Source organism: Paenibacillus silviterrae (genome assembly GCF_030167925.1).
GTDB classification, from domain to species: domain Bacteria; phylum Bacillota; class Bacilli; order Paenibacillales; family NBRC-103111; genus Paenibacillus_G; species Paenibacillus_G silviterrae.
Genome location: NZ_JASKUT010000002.1, coordinates 1 through 26,767 on the forward strand (window position 1 = coordinate 1; position 26,767 = coordinate 26,767).

General features: G+C 48.7%; 29 protein-coding genes and 1 pseudogene. 25 read left to right on the forward strand and 5 right to left on the reverse strand.

Translation table 11 applies throughout. From position 1 onward, the window contains the following. On the forward strand, positions 1–597 hold a 597-nt coding region (locus QMO62_RS24000; RefSeq protein ID WP_284645029.1), incomplete at its 5' end, for an S-layer homology domain-containing protein. Between the two features lie 49 nt (positions 598–646). Here QMO62_RS24000 and QMO62_RS24005 read toward each other — a convergent pair. Continuing rightward, entirely contained in the window at positions 647–1,900 is a 1,254-nt protein-coding gene (locus QMO62_RS24005; protein ID WP_284645030.1) for an S-layer homology domain-containing protein, read from the reverse strand. A 222-nt stretch (positions 1,901–2,122) separates the two neighbouring features. Between QMO62_RS24005 and QMO62_RS24010 the strand changes: the two genes are divergently transcribed. Beyond that, positions 2,123–2,482 carry an SHOCT domain-containing protein gene (locus QMO62_RS24010; RefSeq protein WP_284645031.1) on the forward strand — a complete coding sequence of 120 codons (360 nt, stop codon included), beginning with the start codon at positions 2,123–2,125 and terminating at the stop codon, positions 2,480–2,482. Between the two features lie 71 nt (positions 2,483–2,553). On the opposite strand, the gene QMO62_RS24015 is transcribed toward QMO62_RS24010, so the two are convergent. From QMO62_RS24015 to QMO62_RS24025, 3 genes are all read right to left on the reverse strand, one after another. Next, positions 2,554–3,330, reverse strand: coding sequence for a DUF7847 domain-containing protein (locus tag QMO62_RS24015; protein ID WP_284645032.1), 777 nt, complete (start codon positions 3,328–3,330; stop codon positions 2,554–2,556). Positions 3,331–3,412: 82 nt separating this feature from the next. Then, positions 3,413–3,751: a hypothetical protein gene (locus QMO62_RS24020; RefSeq protein ID WP_284645033.1), complete on the reverse strand. Its 339-nt coding sequence runs from the start codon at positions 3,749–3,751 to the stop codon at positions 3,413–3,415. Positions 3,752–3,766: 15 nt separating this feature from the next. After that, positions 3,767–4,120, reverse strand: coding sequence for a cold-shock protein (locus QMO62_RS24025; RefSeq protein ID WP_284645034.1), 354 nt, complete (start codon positions 4,118–4,120; stop codon positions 3,767–3,769). 147 nt (positions 4,121–4,267) lie between these two features. Between QMO62_RS24025 and QMO62_RS24030 the strand changes: the two genes are divergently transcribed. From QMO62_RS24030 to QMO62_RS24040, 3 genes are all read left to right on the forward strand, one after another. Further along, complete coding sequence (locus QMO62_RS24030; RefSeq protein WP_284645035.1) at positions 4,268–5,017, forward strand: class I SAM-dependent methyltransferase; 750 nt, start codon at positions 4,268–4,270, stop codon at positions 5,015–5,017. Positions 5,018–5,226: 209 nt separating this feature from the next. After that, positions 5,227–6,999 (forward strand): ABC transporter ATP-binding protein, encoded by a 1,773-nt coding sequence (locus QMO62_RS24035; RefSeq protein WP_284645036.1) that lies wholly within the window; start codon positions 5,227–5,229, stop codon positions 6,997–6,999. Between the two features lie 47 nt (positions 7,000–7,046). Beyond that, complete coding sequence (locus QMO62_RS24040) at positions 7,047–8,756, forward strand: ABC transporter ATP-binding protein (RefSeq protein ID WP_284645037.1); 1,710 nt, start codon at positions 7,047–7,049, stop codon at positions 8,754–8,756. A 75-nt stretch (positions 8,757–8,831) separates the two neighbouring features. Here QMO62_RS24040 and QMO62_RS24045 read toward each other — a convergent pair whose 3' ends face one another. Next, on the reverse strand, positions 8,832–8,990 hold the full coding sequence (locus QMO62_RS24045) for a hypothetical protein (protein WP_284645038.1): 159 nt from the start codon (positions 8,988–8,990) through the stop codon (positions 8,832–8,834). Between the two features lie 194 nt (positions 8,991–9,184). On the opposite strand from QMO62_RS24045, the gene QMO62_RS24050 reads away from it, so the two are divergent. From QMO62_RS24050 to QMO62_RS24145, 20 genes and pseudogenes are all read left to right on the forward strand, one after another. Beyond that, the gene (locus tag QMO62_RS24050; protein ID WP_284645039.1) at positions 9,185–9,892 is read left to right on the forward strand and encodes an AAA family ATPase; all 708 of its coding nucleotides are present in this window, start codon (positions 9,185–9,187) and stop codon (positions 9,890–9,892) included. A gap of 49 nt (positions 9,893–9,941) precedes the next feature. After that, a complete protein-coding gene (locus tag QMO62_RS24055; RefSeq protein ID WP_284645040.1) occupies positions 9,942–10,463 on the forward strand; it encodes a GNAT family N-acetyltransferase in 522 nt (173 codons plus the stop codon). Continuing rightward, a complete protein-coding gene (locus tag QMO62_RS24060) occupies positions 10,456–11,454 on the forward strand; it encodes a phosphotransferase enzyme family protein (protein ID WP_284645041.1) in 999 nt (332 codons plus the stop codon). The genes QMO62_RS24055 and QMO62_RS24060 overlap by 8 nt, the downstream gene beginning before the upstream one ends. 50 nt (positions 11,455–11,504) lie before the next feature. After that, positions 11,505–11,966, forward strand: coding sequence for a GNAT family N-acetyltransferase (locus QMO62_RS24065; protein ID WP_284645042.1), 462 nt, complete (start codon positions 11,505–11,507; stop codon positions 11,964–11,966). A 26-nt stretch (positions 11,967–11,992) separates the two neighbouring features. Then, complete coding sequence (locus QMO62_RS24070) at positions 11,993–12,481, forward strand: NUDIX domain-containing protein (protein WP_284645043.1); 489 nt, start codon at positions 11,993–11,995, stop codon at positions 12,479–12,481. A gap of 221 nt (positions 12,482–12,702) precedes the next feature. Next, positions 12,703–13,872 (forward strand): sulfite reductase subunit alpha, encoded by a 1,170-nt coding sequence (locus tag QMO62_RS24075; RefSeq protein ID WP_284645044.1) that lies wholly within the window; start codon positions 12,703–12,705, stop codon positions 13,870–13,872. Positions 13,873–14,211: 339 nt separating this feature from the next. After that, the gene (locus QMO62_RS24080) at positions 14,212–14,637 is read left to right on the forward strand and encodes a DUF6843 domain-containing protein (RefSeq protein ID WP_284645045.1); all 426 of its coding nucleotides are present in this window, start codon (positions 14,212–14,214) and stop codon (positions 14,635–14,637) included. A 146-nt stretch (positions 14,638–14,783) separates the two neighbouring features. After that, positions 14,784–15,116, forward strand: a complete 333-nt coding sequence (locus QMO62_RS24085; RefSeq protein ID WP_284645046.1) for a hypothetical protein — start codon at positions 14,784–14,786, stop codon at positions 15,114–15,116. 23 nt (positions 15,117–15,139) lie between these two features. After that, the gene (locus QMO62_RS24090; RefSeq protein ID WP_284645047.1) at positions 15,140–16,072 is read left to right on the forward strand and encodes a glycoside hydrolase family protein; all 933 of its coding nucleotides are present in this window, start codon (positions 15,140–15,142) and stop codon (positions 16,070–16,072) included. A gap of 25 nt (positions 16,073–16,097) precedes the next feature. Then, a complete protein-coding gene (locus QMO62_RS24095) occupies positions 16,098–16,754 on the forward strand; it encodes a hypothetical protein (protein ID WP_284645048.1) in 657 nt (218 codons plus the stop codon). Positions 16,755–17,534: 780 nt separating this feature from the next. After that, positions 17,535–17,747: a hypothetical protein gene (locus QMO62_RS24100; RefSeq protein WP_284645049.1), complete on the forward strand. Its 213-nt coding sequence runs from the start codon at positions 17,535–17,537 to the stop codon at positions 17,745–17,747. 111 nt (positions 17,748–17,858) lie between these two features. Further along, complete coding sequence (locus tag QMO62_RS24105; protein ID WP_284645050.1) at positions 17,859–18,761, forward strand: AraC family transcriptional regulator; 903 nt, start codon at positions 17,859–17,861, stop codon at positions 18,759–18,761. 306 nt (positions 18,762–19,067) lie between these two features. After that, a pseudogene (locus tag QMO62_RS24110) lies at positions 19,068–19,208 on the forward strand (HIT family hydrolase); the annotation flags it as partial. Positions 19,209–19,389: 181 nt separating this feature from the next. Next, on the forward strand, positions 19,390–21,135 hold the full coding sequence (locus tag QMO62_RS24115) for a cache domain-containing sensor histidine kinase (RefSeq protein WP_284645051.1): 1,746 nt from the start codon (positions 19,390–19,392) through the stop codon (positions 21,133–21,135). 16 nt (positions 21,136–21,151) lie between these two features. Further along, positions 21,152–21,895 carry a response regulator transcription factor gene (locus QMO62_RS24120; RefSeq protein WP_284645053.1) on the forward strand — a complete coding sequence of 248 codons (744 nt, stop codon included), beginning with the start codon at positions 21,152–21,154 and terminating at the stop codon, positions 21,893–21,895. A 126-nt stretch (positions 21,896–22,021) separates the two neighbouring features. Further along, positions 22,022–23,149: an amidohydrolase family protein gene (locus QMO62_RS24125; protein WP_284645054.1), complete on the forward strand. Its 1,128-nt coding sequence runs from the start codon at positions 22,022–22,024 to the stop codon at positions 23,147–23,149. A 3-nt stretch (positions 23,150–23,152) separates the two neighbouring features. Beyond that, positions 23,153–23,527, forward strand: coding sequence for a Rieske (2Fe-2S) protein (locus QMO62_RS24130; RefSeq protein ID WP_284645055.1), 375 nt, complete (start codon positions 23,153–23,155; stop codon positions 23,525–23,527). 52 nt (positions 23,528–23,579) lie between these two features. Continuing rightward, entirely contained in the window at positions 23,580–24,890 is a 1,311-nt protein-coding gene (locus tag QMO62_RS24135; RefSeq protein WP_284645056.1) for an ABC transporter substrate-binding protein, read from the forward strand. 97 nt (positions 24,891–24,987) lie between these two features. Next, complete coding sequence (locus QMO62_RS24140; RefSeq protein WP_284645057.1) at positions 24,988–25,932, forward strand: carbohydrate ABC transporter permease; 945 nt, start codon at positions 24,988–24,990, stop codon at positions 25,930–25,932. Further along, positions 25,922–26,764: a carbohydrate ABC transporter permease gene (locus tag QMO62_RS24145; RefSeq protein WP_284645058.1), complete on the forward strand. Its 843-nt coding sequence runs from the start codon at positions 25,922–25,924 to the stop codon at positions 26,762–26,764. The genes QMO62_RS24140 and QMO62_RS24145 overlap by 11 nt, the downstream gene beginning before the upstream one ends. Positions 26,765–26,767 lie beyond the last annotated feature (3 nt).

Below are 26,767 nucleotides of genomic sequence, written 5' to 3' on the forward strand. Positions count from 1 at the left end.
GTGGAAGGTCACTGGGCTGAGAAATCACTCCAAACGCTGGTGGAGTATCAACTTCTGAAGCTGGATGCGGAAGGCAATGTCGATCCGAGCGGTACTGTTCGCACAGGGGAATTTATGACCATGATGGCGCAGGCGCTCTCCCCCTACTTTGAGTCGATGTATGCTGTTGGCAACCCCAGAGACGCCAAGCTGGACGAAAAGCTGCAAAAGAGCCCTTATGCGGGGGCGATCAGCTATTTCCTCGAACAAAGACTGTTGAAGCGGGAGGAGCTTACCGCGGGATTCGATCCCGACGGTCTGCTTACGCGGGAAGCCTTAGCGGGATGGTTGACACGCCTTACCGGCTATGAGAAGCTTTCCGCACACTTGACGTCCGATTCATCGGTAATGAGCCTTAAGGACTATGAGAACATCGCTGATCCGGGCTCCGTTGCCGTCGCTTTTAAGCTCGGTTTGATGAATGCGGCTGAGGAAACATTCCGACCGAAGGATACGATTACACGGGCGGAGGTGGCGGAGGTCATGATGCGGCTCGTTTACCTGCAGGGGAAGACGGATAAGCCTATCGGCAGCGGTCCCGTGAACGGCTGGAGATAGGAGAAGAACCGTTCGGATCACCGAACGGTTCTTCTGTGTTCGCACCCCATTAATGGGATTTCTCCACAATGGAGAACGTGAGTGCCTTGCCGGCCCCATCCAACCGCGTTTCCACGGAATATCCGCCAATTTCGACAGTTGTGGTATCCAGCGTTCCGTTCTGCTCCACTGTACGATAGGCTTCCAGGAGAGCTTGACGGAACAGCTCCGCGTTATAGCCGAAGATGTGATTCGTGAACATACGGATCGGCTCTTCATTGCGTGCCCAAGTGTCGTTACCCACCTTCAGCGTCACGCCGTAGGTTTTATAGGCCGGCTCAAGCCATAGGGCGGCCTCCTCATAACCGCTGAGCACTCCGGCTGTACCGCCTAGGGCGATCGCCTTGCCCTTGTCCTCTTTATCTTTATAAAGGCGGGCAAAGGTTTCCACCAAATCGTAATTCGTTCCGCGCAGCTTGGCGGCTTCCTGCATCACATCATAGGCATCGAGCATATGGCGGGACGGAAAAAGCACCGGCTTGTAGCTGCCGTCCTTCGCCGGAACAACCCTGGACAGCTCAGGCATGGAAGGGCTGTTCCTCTGAAGCGGAACCCGTTTCTCTTTGGCTGTAATACGATCCAGCATGGTAAGCGCCTCCGCGCGGGTAACCGTTCGTCCTACGCCAAAAAAGCCGTTCGGGTAGCCATCCATAATCCCTTTGACATAGGCTTCCGCAATAAAACGCTGCTCCCGGGAGGAAGCGCTGAGCAAATCCCCGAAGCCTGAAGCATAAGCCATGCTAAAGCCTTCATCTTCAACGTACTCCAGCTGCCGCAAAGTATAATAGATGATTTCTGCCGCATTCTCCCGCTTCAGCGGAGCCTTCACATCGGGAAATCGAGCCTTACTGAGGAAGCTAAGGTCGCTGGCAAGGTCGATATAAGGCTTGGCCCAATAGCCTACCGGACTTGCTTTAAAGGTGAAATTGCGGTAATCCTGGGCAAGAATATCCCGGTTCTCGGGACTTAATGCCTGGAGGAAGTCCTTCTTCCAGCTCCGCTCTCCATTCTGGTGCTGATTGGAATAGGAGAGCAGCAGCATTTTAATATACTGATCGATCTGAATCGGCTCATCCGGTCGGAAGGTTCCGTCGGGATAGCCGTCGAGAATTCCTTGCTCCGCTAAATGTTTAATGCTTGCCTCCGCCCAATGCCCTTGCACATCGGTGAAGGAAACCGCCGCGGCAGCCTGTCCTGTACCCGGCCCGGCGATCGAACCAGCGAGCAGCGCAGTAATGATCCCGGTAATTATCGTTCTTTTCATAGGTGACCTCCCATACGCCTGTCGATGACGTCGATATTTGTCCGTTATGACCATTATTTATCAAAACATATCGAACCCTCGTTTGAGTATTGTCCGAAATACCCAAATCGCCTGATAGCTTCGACCTAATTATTCCGTACCCTGGTGCAAGGTCAGACCTAGTGCAACAATTCTTTTCGCATTACGTATATAGTAGTAACATAGGCAGGGAGGCGGATCCGCATGTTCATGAGAGGACGTGTCAAGCCGAGCAAGGGAGCCTCATTATTGGGGATGATCGTAGGCGCCGGTTTTGTTATCTTTGGAGTGACGAGCGTGATTCCAAGTGCACCCGGATTCTTCGGTATTCTGTGGGTTTTGGTGGCACTCGGGATTACCATTACGAACGGGGTTAATTTCTTCACAGGCCGCGGGGTATCACAGTGGGAGGTAGATGTGGAGCCCATGCCGCGCGTGGACTCAACACAGGGGCCGGATTTTGAAGCGAGGCTGCGGAAGCTGGAGAGATTGCGGCAGGACCGGCTGATTACCGAGGAGGAGTATCTTAAGAAAAGGTCGGAAATTCTCAAGGATCAATGGTAACATATCGAAAAGCTCCGAGTGAACGGACGGGCTCAAGGCCAACCTTCTCACTTGGAGCTTTCTCTTTTGCCTCAATACTGTCTTCGGGTACTATGATAATCCTCCATAAAGGCGAGCTGCAGTCCGGCCATCGTAAGGTCATACGCAACCAGTAACACAAAGAAGAGGAACGGCATCCACATCGCATTAATCAGCAGCCCGGCCACGACATTGATCACAAGTGCTACCGCGACCAGCGGCAGGGTGTAGGAGGTACGGCGGCGAAACGCTTCAAGCGAACGGGGGAAGGCTTCCCCTATAGAGCAATCCTCAACCACCAGAGTGAATTCGAGATAAAGAAAAACAATCCTTACGCTGATAAAAATGAGCATGAACAGGATGACGCCGGGCATTCCCATAACACCGGTGAAAATGCCCCCGACCAGAAACAACAAGGCCATTACGAGAAGGTTTAATAGGAAGAAGCGTCCGAAAAAGTGCCTCCCATAGGCGGCAAACCGTTCCAAAGATAGCCCGCTCCCACCGGCCGCATCATGGAGCAGCCCGATATAACCGCCCTGCAGGAAGGCCTGTACCGTGAGAAATGCCGCGAGCAGCAGCAGTACACCGAGCATACTGCCCGCATGAATACCGCTGCCTACCTGAACCGATCCGAGCATGAACGTCTGCTCCGTCACGGCGGCGATCGAGGGTAAGCCCATCTGCAGAGTGAGCTTGAACGTAACATGTGGATTTCCGTGAAAGCCCCGCAGCAGCATACCCAGCAAGACGGATATGCCGTCCACTGTCAAGGGAATCAGCGCAAGCAGCGGAAACATCGGCAGCCTGCGGTAAGCATCGAGTAACATAGAAGCTCCTCCTTCTTAGGTATCGCTCCTTTCTATACGTGGAAGAACTTGGAATAGTTGCGGCCCGATCGTATATTTCTCCTTAATCCAACGCTCTGTCCGCAATAATCTCATAGGTCGAGATAAAATGATGAGGATGCGTCAGCTTGTTGATGGCAAGAGAAGGCAATGAGCCCTCCACGCCATACTCCCGCATCAGATCGGACAGCCTCTGCTCTTCAAGGGAGAGCTCCTGCAGCCTCTTCTTGAAATCCGCAAGTGCATTGAAATAGGCTGTCTTCGCCGCCTCCATTTCCTTCAGCAGCTTCTGCAGCTCCGACGAGTTCGCCTCCGCAAGATACGCATGGTACTCCGTAACGGCTGCCGCGATCGAGGCCTTAGCGCTTTCCTCCGAGCGTTGATCGATGTTTGGTGTAAACATGCTTCATCCTCCTGTTTAAGCGTTAATAAGCTCGACCTCCACAGCGGAGAGCTTACCGCTTTTTCTAGTTACCGGCACGAAGGCCACACGGTCTCCGCGCCGCAGCCGTTCAATTCCCGAACGCTGTAATTCTATAATATGAACGAACACGTCCGAACCTTCCTGTAATCCGTCCGGCTTGAGAAATCCAAAGCCCCGGTCCTGGTTCCAGCGGATGACGGTCCCCGTTACTTTGGCCGCTGACTTCGATTCCGGCTTGCGCATTATATGAAATCTTGGACTTCTGGCGATCGACGGACCGAGCCAAGTGATTTCGTCCCCCGTCCCGGCTCCGCCGCTCCAGACATTGGATTCTACAAATTTACTCATCGCAATCCCTCCCTGTTGTTGTGTTACTATTTACCCTGCTCCACTCCTTTTGCGGCTTGTCCTCGAAAAAATATTTTCAGAAGATGACAGGATTTGGTATAGTAGCCTAAGCAGCTATCGGACATTAATGAGTAGGAGTAAATAGAAATGAACGAACGGGAATATCAACATTTTTACGACCGGATGGGTGCATTGGGCGGTTGGGATTTCAGCAAAGTGAAATGTAAGTCCGAAGGGGAGGGAGCAGACCTTTTTCATGAGGTCGCTAAGCGGTGCACGAATTCCGACCTGCTTCTGGACATAGGTACCGGTGGCGGTGAAGCATTGTTATCCATTGCCGATGCGGTTCTGTTAACCGTTGGAATCGATAATTCCGAGGGTATGATGAAAGCCGCACACGCTAATGCGGAGGCCTCCGGGAAAACCAATGTTCGAATGATGCTAATGGATACTGCCGACATCCGGTTTCCCGATAGCTTTTTTAATGTGGTGTCTTGCCGCCACGCCCCGTTTCACGCTCAAGAGGTAGCAAGGGTTCTCGCCAAGGACGGCCTATTCCTTACACAGCAGGTAAGCGAGGGAGATAAGCTTAACCTCAAACAGGCCTTCCGAAGGGGACAGTCCTTCGGTACTCCGGACGGGACACTCAAGCATCAATATATAACAGAATTAAGGGAAGCGGGATTCACGGATATTCAATCCTTTGAATATGATTCGCAAGAGTATTACGAAACCTTCGAAGATCTCCTTTTCGTGTTGAAGCATACTCCGATCATCCCGGGCTTTGGGGAAGAGGAACAGGACTATTTGCTATTGGACCATTTTATTGCTAAGAACACGACAAGTAAGGGAATAAAGACGAATTCCAAACGTTTCGCGATCATAGCAAGAAAATGAATGGGGCTGCCGCAATGACAAGCGGCAGCTTTCTCAAATTCTGGACTATGACAGATGTACATGTGGCGATTTAATCCATGTATTGAAATAAAATCATCCATTTCAACCATTAACTTCCGTATGCTATTCTGGTGATTGATGGAGAATCTTGCTTGAACAATAGGAAGTCGAAAGGGATGAGCTGCTTGGAACAAGCGCCAAGGGCACGAATGCGGAAAACCCGGGATGAACGGGACCCTTCGAAGAACGGAATGTATTATTTCAAAATTTACATGTGGCTGCTGAGCTATCTCAAGCCTTACAAATGGCAAATGCTTCTGTTTATTCTATGCGGACTATTGATATCGCTTTCACAGATGAGCATTTTTCGCGTCCTGCAGCATATTATTGACGATATTGTCATGGCCGGCAATACCGCGAAATTTCAAATGATCGTCGGCGTTCTCCTGCTGATCCTACTGTGCATGTTTGCAGCCATGGCCGCTAACAACCTCCTCTCGCGGCTCATCCGGGAGAAGGCGTCACGCGATCTGCAGTTCGATTGCATCAAGCAACTACGTCGTCTTAGCTTCTCTTATTACGAAAAACACGCCGTGGGGGAAACGCTCTCCCTGCTCAACAGTGATGTCCAAGCGATTCAGATGATTTATCAAAGGCACTTCCCGAATCTGATTAACAATGCGCTCCTGCTGTTCGTAGCCTTCGGCTTCGTTCTGCATTTGAACGCTGCGCTTACGTTCGTAACCTTGCCTTGTTTTCTGCTTTACTACTTGGCGGGACCTTACTTGACCAAGAAAACCTCGTTCTGGGGAAAAATCGCCAGAGACCGCAGAACGGAGTGGAACCGCAAAATTTACGAAAGCATTACCGGACTTACGGAATTGCGGGCTTACCGAAGCGAGGCCTGGGATCTTGAGCGGTTCGAGCTGAAACACGAGAGCTACAACGAAAGCCAAAGGAAGCAATTTATTTTCCGCGGACTTCGAGCGTTGGCCCGTCAGCTGTCGTCGTTTGCGGGCATGATGGTCATGTTTATTTACGGCGCGTATTTGAACCGAATCGGCGCTCTGTCTGTCGGTGAATTCGTGGCCTTCACGATGTACTATCAAATGCTGAACCGGCAATCCACACAGCTGGTTTCCATATTTATGGATCAAAGCCTGCTGCTGCACCAGGGGGAGAAGCTTAAGGATTTTATGGGATTGAAGCCGGAAGTGACGGAGGCGGATCATCCCAAGGTACTGCCGAGCATTAGAGGCGGCATAAGCTTTCGCGGCGTACGGTTCGGGTATGGCGGGCAGCCTATTTTGACAAGCTTTACATTGGATGTTAAGGCGGGAGAAAGGGTGGCGCTGGTCGGCACAAGCGGCAACGGAAAGTCAACCATCCTAAAGCTGATTGATCGGTTTTACGATCCCCACGAAGGAGAAATTCGGCTGGACGGCGTTCCTTTAAAGCAATTGTCACTAAACCAGCTGCGTGACGCGATCGGCATCGTGTTCCAGGAGACGTATTTATTCGGCACGACCATACGGGAAAATATTCGCTTCGGACTACCGGATGCTGCGGACGATCAGATCGTCGATGCGGCCAGGGCGGCGAACGCCCATGACTTCATTATGGAGCTTCCGAACGGATATGATACGGATGTGGGGGAGCGGGGCATCAAGCTGTCCGGCGGGCAGCGGCAGCGTATCGCGATCGCGCGTTTGTTCATCAAAAATCCGCGGATTGTACTGCTGGACGAGGCCACTTCCGCTCTGGACAACGTCAGTGAACGCGAGGTGCTGAATGCGCTGGAGCTCTTGATGAAGGGTCGAACGACGATTGCGGTCGCCCACCGGTTGTCAACGGTTCGTGATTATGACAGGATCGTTGTCGTTAAGGATGGAATGGTTGCGGAGGCCGGCAGCTACCGGGAGCTTATTGAGGGACGAGGGTGGCTCTATGAACTGGAGGAGAGCCGGCTTGCGAGCGGGTAAAGGAAAGGAACGGGCGGATGGAGACGATTCGATGGCTATGGGGCTACGTGAGCAAATCACGCTGGAGCATTCTGCTCAGCATGCTTGTGCTGATTCTTGCACAGTCGGCGCAAATCATGGCCCAGGGCTCGCAAAAATTTTTGATCGACGACGTTCTCGTCGGCAAACAGTATGACCAGCTCAAATGGGTGCTGCTGTATCTCACTTTAACTTATCTAACCTCTTACGCTCTCAATTGGTGGGGCCGATACTTGACCAGGATGAACGGGCTTGTCCTGCACAGGCAGCTCGGCAGCAGCTTGATGTCCATCATCCAACGAACACCGGTCTCCTCCATCCAGAGCGGCAAAACGGCAAAATGGGTGCAATACTTCACAAGCGACATTCAAAATGCAACATCCTTTATTTCCGGAGAATTCGTCAGAGGCATTCAACAAGTCGGAGGCACACTGCTTCTCATCGCAATCATTCTTTGGAACAGTCCCGTCGTGCTGGCCATTGTGTCCGTCTTTAGCGCATTGTATATCGGGATCGGCCGCTTTTATGCTCCTATCATGCGCAGACAAGTGAAGGAGATGCAGGAAAAACGCGGAGATCTGCTTACGAAAATAGAGGAGGGCATCTCTTCGACGCGTGAGGTCATCGCCTATAACCGGATGGATTGGGAGGAGAAGACGTTCCGCAAAGCCTTCGCCGTCTTTTTCGACAAGGTGATGCAAAACGGAAAGCTGGCCAATACGCAGCTGCTCCTGAGCAATACCGTACAATGGGTCGGGAGAATGGCCGTACTTATTTTTGGCGGGTACTCGGTTATACAAGGCGATGTCTCGATCGGCATGTTCGTAATTGTGTATCAATATTCTAACCAGCTGTTCACCAACTTTCAGACGGTGTTTGATTTTTCGATGACGATGTCCGGGCAGCTTGCATACGTGGATCGGGTCAAGGAGCTTTTTGATCAGGAAAGAGTGAGCGACGGAACAAAGCTCTTGTCATCAAGAATCGAACGCGTAGAATTCGACGAAATCACCTTCCGCTACCCGGGAAGCGATCGGGTCATCTTGAACGGACTGAATCTTTCCGTGCCTCCCGGGAGAAAAATCGCGATCGTCGGTTCGAGCGGCAGCGGCAAATCTACGATCGCTCAGCTGATGCTCCGTTTCTTCGAGCCATCGTCCGGAATGATTCGTATTAACGGGATTCCTTTGTCCGATATCCGTATGGACGATTGGATGGGGAAAGTGGCTGTTGTTTTCCAAGAGCCGTTCCTGCTGCCGGATACCATCCGCAACAATTTGGCGCTGGGCCGAAGCGAGGTGACGGAAGGTCAAATGATCGCCGCTTGCCGTGCCGCACAAATCCATGAGGTGATCATGTCGCTGGAGCAAGGCTACGATACGGTTATCGGTGAGCGGGGCTACACGCTATCCGGAGGCCAGCGGCAGCGTCTAGCCATAGCCAGAGCGATCATGGGCGACCCGGAAATGATGATTCTGGACGAAGCTACGTCGGCCCTGGATATGGAAACCGAGCAGCGTCTGCAGGAAAATCTGGACCGATTGAGAGAAGGGAAGACGACCTTGATTATCGCGCATCGGCTGTCCACCATCCGCAATGCCGATCTGATTCTCGTCATTCAGGCAGGACGCTTGGCGGAGCAAGGTACGCATGAGGAGCTGATGGCGGAAGGAGAAGTATACCGGAGGCTCGTTTCCACTATGAGCGATGCAGGCACTGAAAGAATGAGGAAGATATGATGTGTATCCCAATGGAGAATAAATCTTTTCTCTGCTGGATCTAAGATGACCGGCGTATAAAAAAGCGACGAGGATTCACTCCTTGTCGCTTTTTATTGTAAACTTTGAGATAACCTTACGAGAGGCAAGCTCTTTCAAGGCCTTTTTGAGCTGGTCAGGGGAAGGATTATTAATCCCGAGCTGTTCCTTTAGAAAGGCCAGCTCCTTCTCGTTATCTTCTTTTTTCGAATTCATTCGGTTCACCTCACTGCGTCTATTATTCCCACAAATGTGACTTATCACAATCTCATATTCAGATAGCCGAGGCCCCTGCATAGCAAGCGGCTTAATCATGTTGAACTCTTGCGATGGAATGGGTATATTTAGAAAAACACTCTAAACCGGGGATGCGGCTCGCTTGTCCGGATACGGGAACAGGGGTTTGTCGTATGTACCTTAGAAGCATTGAATTATTGTATGATACTGTGGAACACCAGAATCGATATCCATTCGATATTCCCTCAGTAAGATCGCTTGGAAAGCTGGAATTCAAAAATAACATTACTTTTTTTGTAGGCGAGAACGGTTCGGGTAAATCGACACTGCTTGAAGGAATCGCTCATCAATGCGGGTTCAATACCGCCGGTGGCGGGAGGAACAATTACTACGAGGTGGATGCTTCGGGCTCCGCCCTTGGTAAGTATTTGCGGTTATCCTGGCTGCCCAAAATTTCGAACGGTTTTTTTATGCGCTCCGAATCGTTCTACCAATTCGCATCCCACATTGACAATATCGGAGCCCAAGAGCATTATGGCGGTCGTTCCTTACATGAGCAATCCCATGGGGAATCTTTCCTAAATTTGTTTACGAACCGATTCTATCGCAAAGGGCTCTATTTGCTCGATGAACCCGAAGCGGCCCTGTCTCCCGCCAGGCAGCTGTCTTTGCTCAGAATTCTTCACGACTTATCGGATACCTCGCAATTTATTATCGCGACCCATTCTCCAATATTATTGGGCTATCCTGACGCATACATATTGAGCTTCGATAACCAAACCATATCGGAGATTGCCTACGAGGATACGGATCATTATCAGATCACCAGAACCTTTCTGGAAAACAGGAAGCGTATCCTCAAAGAACTGTTTCAAGATTAATACAGCTCCCGGATGGGCAGCTAGTCATAAAGGAAAGAGAGGAAGCAATATGCTGGAATCGGAAAGACTACTGCTTCGGCAATACACTTGGGAGGACCTCCCGGTGCTGCACGCTTTATTATCGAACCCTGTCACCATGCAATTTTGGCCTGCACCTTTCACTCTTGAGCAGAGCCGCCAGTGGATACAGCGAAGCTTGGAGCAGTACCCGACAGGCTTCGGACGTTTCGCTCTCATTCATAAGCATACGAATGCTTTGATCGGGGACGCGGGTCTGCTGCTGCTGGAGGTCGATGGTCGGAAGGAGAACGACCTGGGATACATTATCGATTGCGAATACTGGGAAGGCGGGTACGGGACGGAAGCGGCCGGGGCCGTCATGCAGTATGGATTGGATCGTTTGGGCTTGAAACGGATTTGTGCCAACATGCCCGTTGACCATGTCGGTTCGCGGAAAGTTGCGGAGAGGCTGGGCATGAAGCTGGAGAAGCAGTTTTTGAATAAGCGGAATCGGGATATCCCAACCTGTTTGTATGCAGCCCGGGTGAAGGAGGCCAGCCTGAATGAGTAAGGAAAGAACAGAGGATTCGGCTGCAGAAATTCGAAAGCACCTGAACCAATTGTTCGGCTTGACCGTAATCGATATGGTGGCGATCGATAAAGGCTGGCTGAATGTGAAATGGAGAACGGATACGGACCGGGGGCCGCTCTTTGTAAAGTACTATCATCCGGATCGATACAAGCTGCATTCGCGTCCGGAAAGAAAAAACAGCATCGAACAAACACTCCGAATCCAGAATGGTCTGAATACGGCGGGGATCCCCTGTCCTAAGGTTCATAGCTACAAGGGTCAGCATATTCTTGAGACACCTTCGGGTTTTTATTATACCGTATTGGATTGGGTGGATGGACATACCGCTCAGGCGGGGTGCCTTACTCGTTCTCAAATGTATGAGCTAGGTATGGCGACCGGCCGAATGCATCAGTGGCTGCGCTCGGTGCCGGTGCCGGACCAGCCTGCCTGGAAGCCGGATCTGAATGCTTATTGGAAGGAATGGAAGATCAATCAGGCCAAAGCTCAAGAGGCAGGAGATGAAATTGTGCTGGAGTGGCTTAGACGGTCGCAGGAGATTGTCAGGTCAATGGATATCCAGATGTTGGATGCCGCCCCGATAGGTTGGCTGCATTGGGATTTATGGGTGGATAATATCGTGCTGCATGATGGGGGAGTGGCCGGTATCGTAGATTTCGACCGGATGGCGGTGGCATATCCCGAGATTGACGTGGCCAGGGCTATCTTATCCGGTTCACTCAAGGACGGCCAGCTCGTACAGGAGACTGCAAGCGCATTTATGGAAGGCTACCGGGTGTATTCGGCAACGCCTGACGGTTTGCTCTACCGGGCTATGAGTATGCTGTATCTTATTGAATCGCTCTGGTGGCTGCGGACGGAGGTGCGCGCAGAAAGCGAGCTGCGCGCATTGCTCGGCAGGTTTGTGGAGGAAATGCATTGGATTGAGGATCATTGGACGTCTTTACCTGACCGGTTGGCTTGTCTTTAAATAAGCTTTCCCATGGCAAATAGGACATTTCGGCATGAAGGGGTGATGGAATGGCCAAGATTCGTGTTGCTACATTAAACGATGTGGACGAACTGATTCGAATGCGCTGGGACTATACGTTAGAGGAGCAGCCGAATGCCGCTTTTGATGAGGTGGAGTTCCACCAAATATGCCGTGATTTTTTGGTCAGAGCCCTGTCCGGGGGAGACTGGCATATCTGGATTGCCGAAACGGAAGCTAAGATTGTATCCCACATGTACCTTCAGCTTATCCACAAGGTTCCGAGACCCGGCAAGTCGGCGGACCCTTATTTCGGCTATGTGACCAACGTCTATACTCGCCCTGCTTATAGGGGGCGGGGGATCGGAGCACAAATCCATACGGCCATGGAGCAGTGGTCTAAAGAGAATCATGTAGAGTTTCTGGTTCTATGGCCAAGCGCTGATAGTGTGCCGTTTTACATGAGAAACGGCTTTTCTCCAAGTCAAGACGTGCTGGAAAAACATTGGTAATTAGGTTCGGGTAGAGGGGGATGGCCATGCCGGTTAAAAACGACTGCGGTTTATATACGATGTGCATTGTGCAGGATCAAGACAAGATTTTATTACTAAATCGTCCGAATGAGCTAGGATTCCCAGGGTACTTGGGTCCAGGGGGCAAGATAGACTTTCCTGAGAGTATGACCGAGGGGGCTGCCCGGGAGCTTAGGGAGGAAACCGGCTTAATCGTGAAGCCGGAGAATCTTATTTTTAAAGGGATTGATGAGTATCTCGTTCCAAAAACCAAGTATCGGTACATCGTGTTTAATTATCTTGTCCGAGAGTTTGAGGGAGAACTACTGGCCAACCCGCCGGAAGGAGAGTTGCGATGGGTAACGATTGACGAAGCTTTCCGGTTACCTATGCAGCCATGGTTTCGACGCAGGCTTCCCCTCTTTTTTGAGAAGGGGACCTTCGAAATATCCGTTGTGTGGGATGAGGATAGTCAAAGCCCGTTGGAGGACAAGGTTAGAATACTCGGCTCGTGAACGTTTTCCGGTGAAATGTTTCATCTTTTATGTGGTAATACAAGCAACTGAGCACATACAATATTCAAAGAAAATTGATGTATCATGACGAAATAAAGCGGCAGGAAAGTTTCATTTTTGCAACAAATACGATATTATGTGGTATATGTGCGTGAAAAGACACATTTGATTGTTTCATCATGTGATATGCTAGATGTATACAACTTGTTGAGGTGAAGATTATGCTTACCGAGAATACAGTCGATAACTCAAAGGGGACGCCATTATTCTCTAGAAACAATCCGTTTCAAGCGAAGGTACTCAAGAATGTCAATCTTAATGGTGCCGGGTCGAGTAAAGAAACGAGACATCTTGAGCTTTCGTTACAGGGCTCGGAGCTCTCCTATGTGCCGGGCGATTGCCTTGGTATTTATCCAGAGAATGATCCGGAGCTGGTGGCTGCCCTTCTTGAAGAGATGAAGTGGGACCCGGAACTACAGGTTACGGTTAGTAAGCAGGGCGATACACTCCCGTTAAAGGATGCTCTGTCATCTTACTTTGAGATTACCTTATTGACCAAAAAAATTATGCAGCAGGCGGCGCAATTATCGGATAACGAGGAGCTGCAAAAGCTGGTATTAAATGAAAACGCGAATCAGCTGAAGGAATATATCGACGGGCGCGATTTGCTTGATATGCTGCGTGATTTTGGCCCGTGGAAAGCGTCTGCCCAGGAGATTGTGTCATTGCTGAGAAAAATGACTCCGCGGCTGTATTCCATTGCAAGCAGCTTCGCGGCGAATCCCGGCGAGGTGCATCTGACGATCGGTGCGGTTCGTTACACAGCTCATGGACGGGTACGCAAAGGGGTTTGCTCCGTGCAATGTGCGGAACGTCTTCCCGAGGGAGATACACTACCGGTTTTCATTCAGCAAAATAAACACTTTAACCTGCCGGAATCCCCTGAAAAGGACATTATCATGGTAGGTCCGGGTACCGGTATTGCTCCGTTCCGTTCCTTTATTCAAGAGCGTGCCGTGACCAAAGCCCCAGGCAGAGCATGGCTGTTCTTTGGTGACCAGCGATCCGCCACGGATTTCCTATATCAGGATGAGTTTGAACAATATCAAAAGGACGGCGTTCTTACCAAAGTAGATACGGCGTTCTCCCGTGATTCGGAGCAAAAGGTATACGTACAGCATAAAATGCTGGAAAGCAGCAAAGAATTGTTTGCATGGCTGGAAAAAGGGGCATACTTCTATGTTTGCGGAGATAAGCAGTACATGGCGAAGGATGTTCACAACACCTTGATCAGCATTATTGCAACAGAGGGCGGCATGACGCAGGAAGCAGCGGAAGCCTACTTGAACAACATGCAGGAGCAAGGGCGTTACCAACGCGACGTATATTAAAAGGAAAGAGCGTCTTATTCCGCTTATTGCGGTGGTAAGGCGCTTTTTGTCAGTATACATGATTATCTAACCTGGTTGGCAGCGATCTAGCTGAAAGGGTGAATGGCTTGCGGGATCATGTCCTGATAATGATCGTTTTACTGCTTGTTGTAGGTAGTCTGTTGTTCAAGAAATCAAGGCGAGCTTCAAGAAAACCGTCCGTCGGGTGGACCGGCCTTGCTTTGATGTTTATGAGTGCTATTCTAGGTGTATTTGTCATCATCATGTATTTTGCTGAAGCATCTCATGGATATGGACACTAGCTTAGCGATAGACTGCATCTATTGGGGGTAGATTCCATTGAGAAGTAAAACGGGCTTGCCGAGATCCGTTATCGTAGCCTTAGCGATTCTACTGCTTGCCATTCTTTTTCTCATCCTAACCGTCAACAGAAACCCGTTGCATATATACTTACTCCCCGAAAACTTCGTCGGACAGGTGCAAACGATATTTGAACAGCCGGATGCCCCGCCGCTGGCCAAGGAAAATAACAACACCTATATTTATCATGTTCCTGCGTCGGGTACATTGAAGACATCCTCCCGTATGGAGAGCGGACCGGTTGAAGTCTATTATATCGACAGTCAAGGCAACCGGAGGAAAGTGGAGCACGAAAGGTTTCACGGGGTATCTACCCGAAGCGGCGGTCCGGACAACATAACCGTCTCGGAATTTTTCATCGGCAGTGAAGAACAGTACGATAGCTTTAGAAACAGCAACAAATGAATACTAAACAGAAGGCCATTCGGGGGACGGAGGGCCTTTCTTTGTTTCTTCAGGCCAAAATAGTGCAAAATCCATAAAAAAGTCTGATTGCCGGAAAACCGCGTATTCGTTACTCTTGTAGTAAAAAAGCGAAAGGAGCTTGCAGCATGTGGCAAGCCTGGCGTAACGCGCGGGTTCAGCAGGATCCAATAACCCGGTATTATATCGATCCGGTCAGGATCATTTGGCAATCGAAGGATGATAGTTCCCGGCTGGGAAGAACAGAGCTGCTTCTCGCAGGTCGCGACGGACAATCCGTGTTAAGCTCACCGATGGAGATGGCATGTATCCTTCGTCATGAAGGGAGTGCGCCGGGCTTCTTGCTTGACTTCGGTTCGGAGCTGCATGGAGACGTACAGATCTGTATTACAAGAGAGGCGGACGCATCCGTGCATTCCGAGATAGAAGCACCTGAAGGTGTACGGGTAATAAGGAATTGATTACAGATGAGGAGAACGTGAGCATGAAAGCACCTTTATTTCGTGATCCTATATTTGATGGGGCTGCGGATCCAGTCGTTATTTGGAACAGGAAATGCCAGGAATGGTGGATCATTTACACGAACCGGAGAGCTACAGCGGAAGGTCCCGGCTTTGCCTGGGTGCACGGTACGGATCTGGGCGTAGCATCTTCCCGCGATGGAGGAGCTACCTGGGTGTACCGGGGGACGCTGACGGGACTCGAAATCGAATGGGGCCGCAATACGTTCTGGGCACCCGAGATCATTTGGCATGAGGGCTTGTACCATATGTACGTCAGCTATATTCAAGGGGTACCTGTTCAATGGGCAGGTCATAAGCGAGAGGTGCTGCATTATACCAGTCCGGATCTGCTCAAATGGACGTTTGATAAGAAGCTCCAGCTAAGCTCCGATCGTGTGATTGATGCGTGCATTTATCCTATGCCTGACGGAGGCTTCCGGATGTGGTACAAGGATGAGGCCCATGGCTCGCATACTTACGCAGCGGATAGCATGAACCTGTATGATTGGCAGGTGGTGGGACCAGTGATCACAGGTCGTCCGCATGAGGGCCCTAACGTGTTCTACTTGAAGGGCAGCTACTGGATGATCGTGGACGAATGGCATGGTCAAGGGGTATACCGGTCGGATAATCTAACGGATTGGGAGCGAAACGGTCTCATTCTCGATACCCCGGGGCAACGCGAGGATGACGGAACGATCGGCTTGCATGCGGATGTGGTTGTGCAGGGGGATGAGGCATTCATTTTTTATTTTACTCATCCGGATCGGGATGGCGCATTGAACCAAACCGGTCAAGAGCAGACTTATGCTGCGCGAAGATCCTCCATTCAGGTGGCCAGGCTGGATGTGGAGGACGGGAGGCTGGTATGCAACCGCGATGAGGACTTCGTATTACAGCTGAAGCCGGAATGATCTGAAGAAATGAGGTTGAACGGACATGATCCTACGAATGATCTATAGAGCAGCTTGGCAAAAAGGGCAAGAGGAAGCAGGCATACTCGCCTTGAATGAGAGCGAGCAGGCGAAGCAACTCGTCAAGCAAGGGCGCTTGATGACAGCGGCGGCCTTTACTTGGAGGAACAATTTGTTTCTTTACTACGAATGTATCGGGCAGCCGGTTGAACCTGACGAGGTGGCCGGTGACGCGCTGCCGTATCTGGCGGATTGGCCGGGACAGGCGGAGCCTCGCAAATGGATTCTGATGGTAGATGTATTTCACTTCAATGAGCCTGCCGGATATGAGCATTGGCTTCGAAAGCAGCCGGTGGAGAGGCGCGGGGGACGAGTCGCCCATCTGAAGCCGGAGATGATGAGCAGCTACATTTACTATCATTATCAGCTGCAGGAGGAGCGGGCCTTCGGGGGAGACAAGTACGAGATCATCGCCATGCACGAGAATCTTCTGTTCGGCTATCAGGAATTTCCGAAGGTCGTCGAAGATCCTGTAGTTCCAGGGCGTCTCTCCACGAAGGGAACCCCGGAGAACTGGGCCGATTCGCGGATGGATCTCCATTTTCAGCCGTGGGACGATGACGGATACCTGTATTTCAAGCCGGTTGATCAAGTGTTTGCTTATTACATCGGCGAGATGTAAAAGGTTTAGTTTTGGAGGCTGCCGTGTGTAATGTAGGGAGATAATTATGTTTTGAAGTGGACAATATAGTTATGAAGTGCCAAACATAGTATTGAAAATTCAAAAAATGTTTTTAAGTAGACGTATTTTCCAATAAAGTTATTGTTAGAGATACTAATAACCAATAGAACTACAACAAGGCCCCCACCACATGGTGAGGGTCTTATTCTTTTACTGGGGATTTTTGTGGGAAGAGGAAACAAGATTCGTAAAAGTCAAGAAAACAAGTTGAAAGATGGCAGGGCGCAAGGTTATGGGAGCGATTATAAACCGTGGATTTCGTTTGATCCAGCTTCAGGTGTGCGGGCAAATGTTCATGAATGCTGGTGCACATCCGAGCCGAAGATCAGCTTCTTCACTCCGTCGTACCAGCCGTTATTCGTGAAATACAGATGATGGCTGTGCGCTTTGTAATTCGTTAATTGCGTGATACGGGCCCGCTTTCCATATCGTCATCAGTAGTCCATTCCGGAGCCCAGACGGTTCCTTTGCGCATATTCATTCCTCCAAATCGTATCTTGAGCTTGTTTCCGCTTTTAAGCGGTTGTGTGCCGGCAAGCGAAATCCCTACTATAGCAGCGCTCCGGTGCCGGAAAAATGGACGTTCTTTAGTTTCTTTTTCAGAGAAATCAGCACGTTTTTACACTCCTCAGCGATATGACGCCACCCGGTTTCCCGCCTTTTGCTACAAGTGAAAGCGGTTTTACAGTATAATGGGGAAAAACAAGTGAGAAATGCAGGATGACGGAGCAAATCTTCGCCTTGTCGCGTCTGTCGCGTTTGGATGTCAAATGGGCTAAACCGTTTAGAGGCTCGATGGTTGCTTTCAACGAAATTGAGCACTACAATCCGTTCTTTGAGCTACTCGCTGTATTCGAGGGGCCGATTTACTTGCAGGCCGGACAGGTCGGCTTTGCCGATCGCTGTATTTCAGCAAGGTGTTTAAAGCAGTAAAAGGACGGAGTCCCAAGGAGCACAAATAGGGAATGTATGTTCCTGTGACGGCATCGGCAGACGAGGAGTAAGCCTGAGTGTAGGCATAACGATAAGGGGGCGAGCGGCAAGATGAATAAAAAAAACTTAATGAATGCAGATCATTTGGAGTGGAAAGATGACATTGAACGATGGCTGAAAAAATTTCCCGTATATGTGACCACCCAGCGAATTCAGGGAACGAACATGCACACGCAGGTGGGCCTGGAAATTCATATCACGAACGAGGGGCACGGTACGATGGTCGTCGGCCGGCAAAATATGGTGCAATTCCCTGGCAGCGTGCTCGTGTTTCGCGGTAAGGTTCCTCATCGGTTGTCCTCCAAGACGCCCTACAAGCGCACCGTGATTTGCATCGCGGAAGCGGAAGCCCCGAGCGACTGGATGGGAGGAAATTTGATGCGGTTAATCGATTTCTCCTGGATTCCGGAGGATTCCTGCTTAAGTTTTCATCTGGGGCCGAAGCAGTGTATGGAGCTGGAGAAGATGTGTGCGGACATGAAGGAGGAGCTGCGCAATCAAAGCGCAGGGTGGGAGAGAAAGGTGCTGGCGCATGTGCTGCTCATTACGGTGTTTTTGCAGCGCAGTGCGGATAACGAAGGGAAATCATCAGCGCATAAGCAAACGATGATTACCAATTCACAGGAAATTGTCCAACAGTGCATCGATTATGTGTGCGAGCATTTGGACGAGAAGCTGACCTTGAAAGAAATCTCCAAACGGTTCTCCATCAGTCAAGAATATTTGACACGGATCTTCACCCGAGAACTCGGGGTCAGTTTTTATCAATATGTTTTGCTGCAGCGGATCACGGAGGGGAAGCGGCTGCTAAGAGAAAAGCCAAATCTGAATATTTCGGATATCGCTTATCTGATTGGCTTCCTTTCGGCGTCTCATTTCAATCGTCATTTCAAAGCATTGACGGGCACGACGCCGACGAAGTACCGAAAACAATTCACGGAGAACCGTATCTGAAAAGAAGTCAAGTATCATCAATTTTTCCGTCAACTATCGGCAGAATAATGCATTTCTGAGGAGACTTCAGAAAGTTGCTGGGTTGAAAAAGATAAAGTGCTTGAAATGGTTACTGCCCCAGCAATTCGCACCCGTTATCAAGTCTATTTAGATTTCGATGGAAAAACTCATTATATGGTATATGTTGCTAGACCTAACTTTGAAGTAAAACTAAATCGAATTATATAACCCTAAGCTGACGGAAGACACTTGCGCTAAAAAAGGGAGCACGCCTAAAATAAGGACCTGACGGGGGGCAAATCACATATGTCGGAAGACTTCTATTGCGAAGATGTATTGAGCGGTCGAACACCTGTACAAAAGGTATTAGAAACCGATAATGTACTCGCTTATCATCATACCCGACCATTCTATCCTGTGCACATTGTTACGATTCCGAAAAGGCATAATTAAAAAAGATGACCCTGACGAGTACAGGAACCATCCAGTAGCAGCATAGTTGTGCTAGGTGTTTATTTCAATGTCCACAAACAGGGTTACAGTTCATGGTTACGGGATATTGTCACGGAGCTTGTCGAATATAACACAATTAAAGTTTATTATTCCATCTGGAAAAGGAAGACTGCCTATGGATGAACAACGATATTTTTTACCTTTACGTTTGAAATTTCTCATCTTGTTTGTTTTATTAATTACCGTTCCGTATTGCATTAGCGGAGTATTTACTTACCGTAAATATTCTGCGGATGTCGACCGCAATACCCGCGATTCAACCTTGAAAATTATGGAGCAGATGAATTTGAATTTGGACCGCTATGTCAAGGAAATCGACCGGTTGACGCAGGCCCCCCTCTATGATCAGGATGTGTTGAGAATTTTACTCCATCACAGCGGTAGTTACGATCCGAATCTGTATTTGCCCATCGAAGAATATGGCAAAATAAACTTGTTCTTATCTTCTTTTACGAGTGATCGAGTGGAAATTAAAGGAATTATGATTTTCACGAATGACGGCGGACTCTTCAGCAGCTCATTGAATAGTATCAAATCCTATTGGCATTCGGAACATAACGAATGGATAACTGATGTGAAGCGGTTAGGTGGCGGGCTTGTGATTTTGCCGCCGCATTCGGCTAATTATTATGTGCAGCCCCTTGAAGTCATTTCGATCGCAAGGGTAATTGTCCATCCGGAGAGCCGGGTACCCTTGGGCATTATGAAAGTCGATCTGACTATGGAAGGATTTCAACGTGTATTGTCTTTAGTCGATTTTACGCCAAACAGCCGTTTCTTTATATACAATCGCGACAAGGTTCTGCTCTACCCATTTGAGTATAGTCAACATCCGGATTGGGCTTATGAACGTGTGACTCGCAACACGCCGGATACGATCATGTCCACTGTGTATTCAAATTACAGCAAGCTCACGTTGGTTGGGCACATACCTCTGGGTGATTTACGAGGGGATGCGCAGGAACTAACGAACTTTACGGTAATTGTTTCCGTCATTTCATTGATCGCCGCTTTCGGCCTCGCTGTTCTCATCTCCAACCGTCTGGTCAAACCGATCCGTCGACTGCAAAGCCACATGAAGCAAGTGCAGAGGGGTTCATTTCAAACGAAAGCGGTTGTTGTCACGCATGATGAAATCGGTCAATTAACCGTTTCTTTTAATACGATGGTCGATGAACTGAACCGCTTGGTGAGGGAGGTGTATGAGACGCGAATCAGGGAACGCGAAGCTGAACTTTCCGCTCTGCAGAGTCAGATCAATCCGCATTTTTTATACAATACATTGGAATCGGTTAATATGCTGGCGCTTCATAACGAACAACTGCAAATTTCCGATACCATTTCAAGTTTAGGCAAGCTGCTTCGTTATACAGTGGAGAAACAGGACAGGCCGGTAACTTTGAGGGATGAGCTGTTATTTGTCGATAACTATTTGCAAATCCAAGCATTCCGTTTAAAAAACCGTCTGCGTGCCGTCATCGACATTGAGCCGTCATTTGAAGATTGTTTGGTGCCTAAACTCATTTTACAGCCTTTGATTGAAAATGTAATCGAACATGCGCTGAAAAAAGAAACAGTAACGGTTAAAATAACAGCCAATTTTCAGAATGATGACCTGGTCATAAGGGTTGATGATAACGGCATCGGACTGTCAAGGCAGCAAATCCAAGACATTGAAATGCGAATCAACAGCAGAACCGCGGCGCAGTATGGACAGCATCGTTTTGGCGAACAGAATAAAGGGTACGGACTCAAAAACGTACACCAGCGTCTGAAAATTTTATACGGCGACAATTATGGGTTATTTATAGACAAAGAGACAAGCGAAGGATCATCCTTTATGTTAAAGCTGCCTGTTTAAATGGGAGGGGATTGGCATGTATAAAGTCATGATAGCTGAGGATGAAGACCAGATTCGGATAGGCTTAAAGAAAACAATCGAAGAGGTCATCGGCGGCTTTAAGGTTGTGGCGGAGGCGGCAAACGGAAAAGACGCGTTGGACCAATTGCATAAAACATCGCCCGACATTCTCATTACGGATATTCGAATGCCGGAAATGAACGGGATCGAAACGATACGCAGGGTCAGAAACAATTTTCCGAATTTATATATCATCATTGTGAGCGGTTACGGGGATTTCGAATATGCCAAGCAGGCGATCAAATATCAAGTTGCGGAATATTTATTAAAACCTGTGAATCGGGTCGAATTGGCTGAAGTTTTGCAAAGTATAAAAAGAAATTTGGATGCCGGAAATATGTCTTCGAACGATCACGAGCTTACAGATGAAATGAATGAAGGCCGGCACGTGATCCGCAAAGTGAAGGACATTGTTGCGCAAAATATGGCGGAAGATATTTCCTTGCAAAGAGTGGCCGGCCAGGTGAATCTAACTCCCCATTATTTGTCTGTGTTGTTCAAAACCGTTTCGGGACAAAATTATTCCGATTTTGTTACGGATAGCCGAATGATCAAAGCGAAGCAGCTGCTGAAAGAAACCAACTTGAAAATTCATGAAATCGCCAACATGACCGGATATGTCAGCGCCAAGCATTTTATGAACGTGTTTAAGCAAAGAGTCGGTAAGACTCCTTCCGATTATCGCAATCATGGATCTTAAAATTTCGCACCTTTTCACCATTTTCGGTGATTTCTGTTTCTGAACGGAGCCCTTATACTTAATTATTGAAAGCGTTTTAAATTAACGACGCTTAACCAAGAAAACATGGAAAGGGGTCTTTGAGTTATGCCAGAAACGGAAAAAAGTGCGGATAAAAACGGAACGGCTGCCGACCGCAAAAACATCGGTGTGATCGATTGCGACATTCATCACAACATTCCGAATATCGAAGCGATTTTCCCTTACTTGCCAAGAAAGTACAAAGAACAAATTGAAATTTGGGGTCCGCTTCACGGTGGGTTTGGATTAAACGGCGGACTTCACGGCCGACGATTCGATGCGTTTCCCGGGAGAGGGAAGCAAGCGGGTTCGGATATTGATTTTATGATGAAGCAGCATTTTGAAGTGTACAACGTCAAGTACGGTATTTTGACCGGCGAATTCGTGGGATGTACGATGGTTCCCGATCCTTATTATGCGGCTGCTTTATGTTCCGCATACAATGATTACACCATTGAGCACTGGCTGGATAAAGATCCGAGATTCCGCGGTTCTATTAACATTCCTTACCATGATATCGCCGCATCGGTGAAGGAAATCGAGCGGGTCGGCTCTCACCCGCAGATGGTTCAAGCGTATGTTCAAGGTGGAGCGATGCATCCGTACGGCCAGAGAAATTATCATCCGATCTATGAAGCTTGTGTGAAGCATAATTTGCATTTCGCTATTCATGTCGGCGGAGAAGGCGCAAGCGGCAATGCAGCGGCAACAGGAGCAGGCAACCCCTCGTATTATATCGAAAGACGTGCGGCACGGCCGCAAGTGTTCATGGCGCATATGGCCAGCTTTATATTTGAAGGCGTTTTCGAGCTGTTCCCGCAGTTGCAGGTACTGTTCATTGAGGCGGGCGTTTTCTGGATCGCCCCTTACATGTGGCGTTTGGATCAAGATTGGCGTGCGCTTCGCCCGCAAACGCCTTGGGTGGAGAAGAAGCCAAGCGAATATTTGCAAACTAATATGTACTTCGGATCGCAGCCGCTTGAGGAAGTGCCTAATAAAGCGCTCTTTGATTTGATGATGGAGGCTACTTACGCTTCAGAACGGATGCTGTTCTGCAGCGACTACCCGCATTGGGACTTCGATTCCCCGAAATTGACGTTTCCGAAGATGGAGAAAAGGATAGTGGACAACATTTTCTACAACAATGCAGCCAAGTTATATGGACTGCCGCTGCATAAATCCACGGAGGGATAAGGCATGACGCGTCATTATATCGGGACGAACGATCAATTTACTGTCGGAGAACCGAAGCTGGTTCAAATCAACGGCAGCAAAATCGGAGTTTATCGGCTAAGCGATGACCGGTTTCACGCGATCTTAAATTATTGTCCGCATCAGGGGGCGGAGCTGTGCAAAGGACCGGTCACCTCATGGATCAAATCCTCGAAACCGGGCGATTTTCAGTATGAAAAAGAAGGAGAAATCGTTCGTTGTCCTTGGCATGGTTGGGAGTTCGACATTCCGAGCGGATGTATGGTGGTTGACCGCAAAATACGGACATTGACGTACGACGTAACCGTTGAGAAATTTGACGTATCGGTAGAGCAAGGCAAGGTTTATATCGAAATGTAACCGGTTAATGGGTTATCTTCATCATACTAAAAGGAGAAGGGGTTAAGAACAAATGAAAAAAGTGTGGACATCGATTGCAGCGAGTGTGGTGCTCCTGTCGGTTACGGCAGGTTGTTCGTCCGGCGCTAATGTCAAATCAAGCGTCAATGAAACCAGCGGCACAGTAGATAAAGCGAAGAAAGACATCACTCTCAAGTTGAGTATTTGGGGGGATGACAACCGGAAGCGAGTGTTTGAGGATTTAGGGAAAAAGTTTACCGAGAAGCATCCCAACATCAAAGTAGAAGTGATGTTGATCCCTTACGCGGAATATCCGAAGAAAATGTCTATCATGGTAGCAAGCAGGACCGTACCTGATGTAGCCTGGTTGTATGACGCGATTATTCCTCAAATGCGCGATTCGGATCAGTTGTTGGATTTATCGGTTTTGTCCAAAGATGCAGCATATGATCTGAACGATATTTATGCGTCGAATATGGATATTTACCGTAAAAATGGGAAATTGTATGGCATCCCGTTCTCAGCGGGTCCTAAAGTATTGTTCTACAATAAAAAACTGTTCAAGGAAAAAGGCTTAAAAACTCCAAACGAGCTGGCCAAAGAAGGAAAATGGACGTACGATGAGCTCATCAAAACGGCCAAAGCTTTAACCGATCCGGCAAAAGGCATTTACGGCGTGAAATTCGGTGACGGAAGCAACTGGAAGGATGCGCTGACCGATACGATCTGGTCATTTGGCGCAGATATTTTTAACGAAGACGGGTCGAAATTTTTATTAAACTCGCCGGAAGGCGAGAAAGTATTCCAAATGTACGATGACATGATGTTTAAAGATCTCATCCATCCGAAACCGGGCGACCAGCTCCCGTTCGAATCCGGTAAAATTGGCATGTATCGCGGTACCTTCAGTTATTCAGCAAGCGCGCGTAAAGCGGAGGGACTCGAATTCGATATCGCTCCGATGCCGAAAGGGCCTAAGGCAGACGCCCCGTTCTATAACGGCGTCTCCGGCTATTCTGTGATGAAGGATTCGGAACATCATGCGGAAGCGATTGAATTGCTCAAGTTTTTCACGGACAAAGAAGGAATTAAAGCGCTTCAGTCGACCTTCCCGCCAACACGTAAATCGGTGCTCGAATCCGCTGAATTTGCCAATTTGAATGCGCAGCCTTCGGCAGAGGGCATTAAGCTGGCCATGTCCCAACCCATGATGGCGGGAGGGCGCGTAATCCCTACTCCGACCAATTGGCAGCAGATTGATTCGAAAATGCAAAGCATGCTGGATATGCTGTACACCCGGAACGCTTCGGTTAAACAAATGTTGGAGCGGATGGAAAAAGAGGTAACCCCTCTCTTGAAGTAAGCGATGGAACATCGCAGTGTTTGAAATACGTTCTTACCGTTAAACATAACGGGTGCGGATCATGTATTGGCGGTAAGAACGAAAGGCGGTAATGAAGATGAGCAAATTCGGTGCATTTCAGCAATCCGGCGTTAACGGACGGGGAATCTTAAAGAGCGGCGGACAATTAAATCGGAGAGAGAAGTGGTATGGCTACGCGTTTGTCATGCCGATGCTGATTGGTTATATTCTGTTTCTATTCGGACCTGTTGTTGCTTCATTCGTCATGAGTTTCACCAATTGGGACTTAACAAGCCCTTTGAAGTTTGTAGGTTTGGCCAACTACAGAATGGCCTTTTTCGAAGACCCGGTATTTGTGGAAACGATATGGAACACGTTATATTTCACATTGCTTTTTGTCCCGTTAAATATTGTGATCACTTTGTCATTGGCTTTGTTAACTCAAAGATCCATTCCTGGCATCGGCTTCTTTCGGACAGCCATCTTCTCTCCGGTTGTCACCTCCATTGTAGTCTGGGCGATCATCTGGAAATATATATTTCAAACCGATAACGGCCTGGTCAACGCAATATTGAAATGGTTTGGTATTACCGGTCCGGCCTGGCTGTACAATCTGGAATTGGCGATACCGGTAGTTGTTGTTGTCTCCTTGCTCAAAAGCCTGGGAATGAATATGGCGATCTTTTTGTCTGCCTTAAACGGCGTTCCTGCGATGTATTACGAAGCCGCACGCATCGACGGCGCTTCCCGCTGGCGGTCCTTCCTGCATGTGACGCTTCCCTTGATCTCCCCATCCATGTTTCTTGTCGTTATGATTACATTGATCGGTTCGATGAAAGTATTCGGGCAAATTTATATTTTGACCAAAGGCGGCCCGGGGACAAGCACACATGTGATGGTTTATTATATCTACGAGCAAGCTTTCAAATACAACGAGTTCGGGTATGGTTCCGCTATATCGTTTGTGCTGTTTTTTATCATCTTGATGTTAACCTTGTTCCAATGGTACGGGAGAAAGAGGTGGGTTCATTATGAAGAGTAACTCCCGCAGCAAGCTGCTCAGCTATTTGCCGCAATATATCGTGTTGATCGTCATTGCTGTAGTCAGCCTTATACCGTTCTATTGGATGGCTGTCACCTCGTTAAAGGATTATTCGCAAGTTTTTGTGACACCTCCGAAATGGATTCCCAGTCCGGTGATGTGGAGCAATTACGTGGAGTTGTTTCAGCGTTATCCGTATCACCTTTATTTTTTTAACAGCTTGTATATTGCCGTTCTGGTGACGGCAGGCACCTGTCTGGTTGCATCGTTGGCCGGATATGCAATTGCCAAAGTATCGTTTCCTTTTAAAAATGCCATTTTTCTTTTTTTGCTCAGCAGTATGATGATTCCGACCGAATCGACGGCCATTCCGCTATTCGTTTGGTTCGGAAAACTAGGGGTTATCGACACTCATTTTCCTTTGATTGTTCCGGCCATTCTCGGAGCAGGCGGCACGTTCGGCGTATTTTTGATGCGGCAGTTTTTTGTCACAATTCCGGATGAACTAAGCGAGTCAGCCAAAATGGACGGGTGTACGCCACTCCGAATATATTGGAATATCATGCTGCCGCTCGCCACTCCTGCTTTAGCTACGCTATCGATATTAACGTTTTTGCATAGCTGGAATGAATTTTTCGAGCCGTTAGTTTATCTCAATAGCAGCGATTTATATACGATACCTTTGGCACTGTCGATGTTCACGGACGAGGGCGGAACCAAGGGACATCTGATCATGGCTGCTTCGATGGTAGCGACAATTCCGCTATTGGCCGTATTTTTCTCAGCGCAGAAGAAATTTATTGAAGGCATCACGATGACCGGCTTGAAGTAATTG

Bases quoted from the DNA above. Each gene is read 5' to 3' on its own strand.
- QMO62_RS24005 (WP_284645030.1), bottom strand. From the start codon at position 1,900: ATGAAAAGAACGATAATTACCGGGATCATTACTGCGCTGCTCGCTGGT.
- QMO62_RS24010 (WP_284645031.1), top strand. From the start codon at position 2,123: ATGTTCATGAGAGGACGTGTCAAGCCGAGCAAGGGAGCCTCATTATTG.
- QMO62_RS24015 (WP_284645032.1), bottom strand. From the start codon at position 3,330: ATGTTACTCGATGCTTACCGCAGGCTGCCGATGTTTCCGCTGCTTGCG.
- QMO62_RS24020 (WP_284645033.1), bottom strand. From the start codon at position 3,751: ATGTTTACACCAAACATCGATCAACGCTCGGAGGAAAGCGCTAAGGCC.
- QMO62_RS24025 (WP_284645034.1), bottom strand. From the start codon at position 4,120: ATGAGTAAATTTGTAGAATCCAATGTCTGGAGCGGCGGAGCCGGGACG.
- QMO62_RS24030 (WP_284645035.1), top strand. From the start codon at position 4,268: ATGAACGAACGGGAATATCAACATTTTTACGACCGGATGGGTGCATTG.
- QMO62_RS24035 (WP_284645036.1), top strand. From the start codon at position 5,227: ATGCGGAAAACCCGGGATGAACGGGACCCTTCGAAGAACGGAATGTAT.
- QMO62_RS24045 (WP_284645038.1), bottom strand. From the start codon at position 8,990: ATGAATTCGAAAAAAGAAGATAACGAGAAGGAGCTGGCCTTTCTAAAG.
- QMO62_RS24050 (WP_284645039.1), top strand. From the start codon at position 9,185: ATGTACCTTAGAAGCATTGAATTATTGTATGATACTGTGGAACACCAG.
- QMO62_RS24055 (WP_284645040.1), top strand. From the start codon at position 9,942: ATGCTGGAATCGGAAAGACTACTGCTTCGGCAATACACTTGGGAGGAC.
- QMO62_RS24060 (WP_284645041.1), top strand. From the start codon at position 10,456: ATGAGTAAGGAAAGAACAGAGGATTCGGCTGCAGAAATTCGAAAGCAC.
- QMO62_RS24065 (WP_284645042.1), top strand. From the start codon at position 11,505: ATGGCCAAGATTCGTGTTGCTACATTAAACGATGTGGACGAACTGATT.
- QMO62_RS24070 (WP_284645043.1), top strand. From the start codon at position 11,993: ATGCCGGTTAAAAACGACTGCGGTTTATATACGATGTGCATTGTGCAG.
- QMO62_RS24075 (WP_284645044.1), top strand. From the start codon at position 12,703: ATGCTTACCGAGAATACAGTCGATAACTCAAAGGGGACGCCATTATTC.
- QMO62_RS24085 (WP_284645046.1), top strand. From the start codon at position 14,784: ATGTGGCAAGCCTGGCGTAACGCGCGGGTTCAGCAGGATCCAATAACC.
- QMO62_RS24090 (WP_284645047.1), top strand. From the start codon at position 15,140: ATGAAAGCACCTTTATTTCGTGATCCTATATTTGATGGGGCTGCGGAT.
- QMO62_RS24095 (WP_284645048.1), top strand. From the start codon at position 16,098: ATGATCCTACGAATGATCTATAGAGCAGCTTGGCAAAAAGGGCAAGAG.
- QMO62_RS24100 (WP_284645049.1), top strand. From the start codon at position 17,535: ATGACGGAGCAAATCTTCGCCTTGTCGCGTCTGTCGCGTTTGGATGTC.
- QMO62_RS24105 (WP_284645050.1), top strand. From the start codon at position 17,859: ATGAATAAAAAAAACTTAATGAATGCAGATCATTTGGAGTGGAAAGAT.
- QMO62_RS24115 (WP_284645051.1), top strand. From the start codon at position 19,390: ATGGATGAACAACGATATTTTTTACCTTTACGTTTGAAATTTCTCATC.
- QMO62_RS24120 (WP_284645053.1), top strand. From the start codon at position 21,152: ATGTATAAAGTCATGATAGCTGAGGATGAAGACCAGATTCGGATAGGC.
- QMO62_RS24125 (WP_284645054.1), top strand. From the start codon at position 22,022: ATGCCAGAAACGGAAAAAAGTGCGGATAAAAACGGAACGGCTGCCGAC.
- QMO62_RS24130 (WP_284645055.1), top strand. From the start codon at position 23,153: ATGACGCGTCATTATATCGGGACGAACGATCAATTTACTGTCGGAGAA.
- QMO62_RS24135 (WP_284645056.1), top strand. From the start codon at position 23,580: ATGAAAAAAGTGTGGACATCGATTGCAGCGAGTGTGGTGCTCCTGTCG.
- QMO62_RS24140 (WP_284645057.1), top strand. From the start codon at position 24,988: ATGAGCAAATTCGGTGCATTTCAGCAATCCGGCGTTAACGGACGGGGA.
- QMO62_RS24145 (WP_284645058.1), top strand. From the start codon at position 25,922: ATGAAGAGTAACTCCCGCAGCAAGCTGCTCAGCTATTTGCCGCAATAT.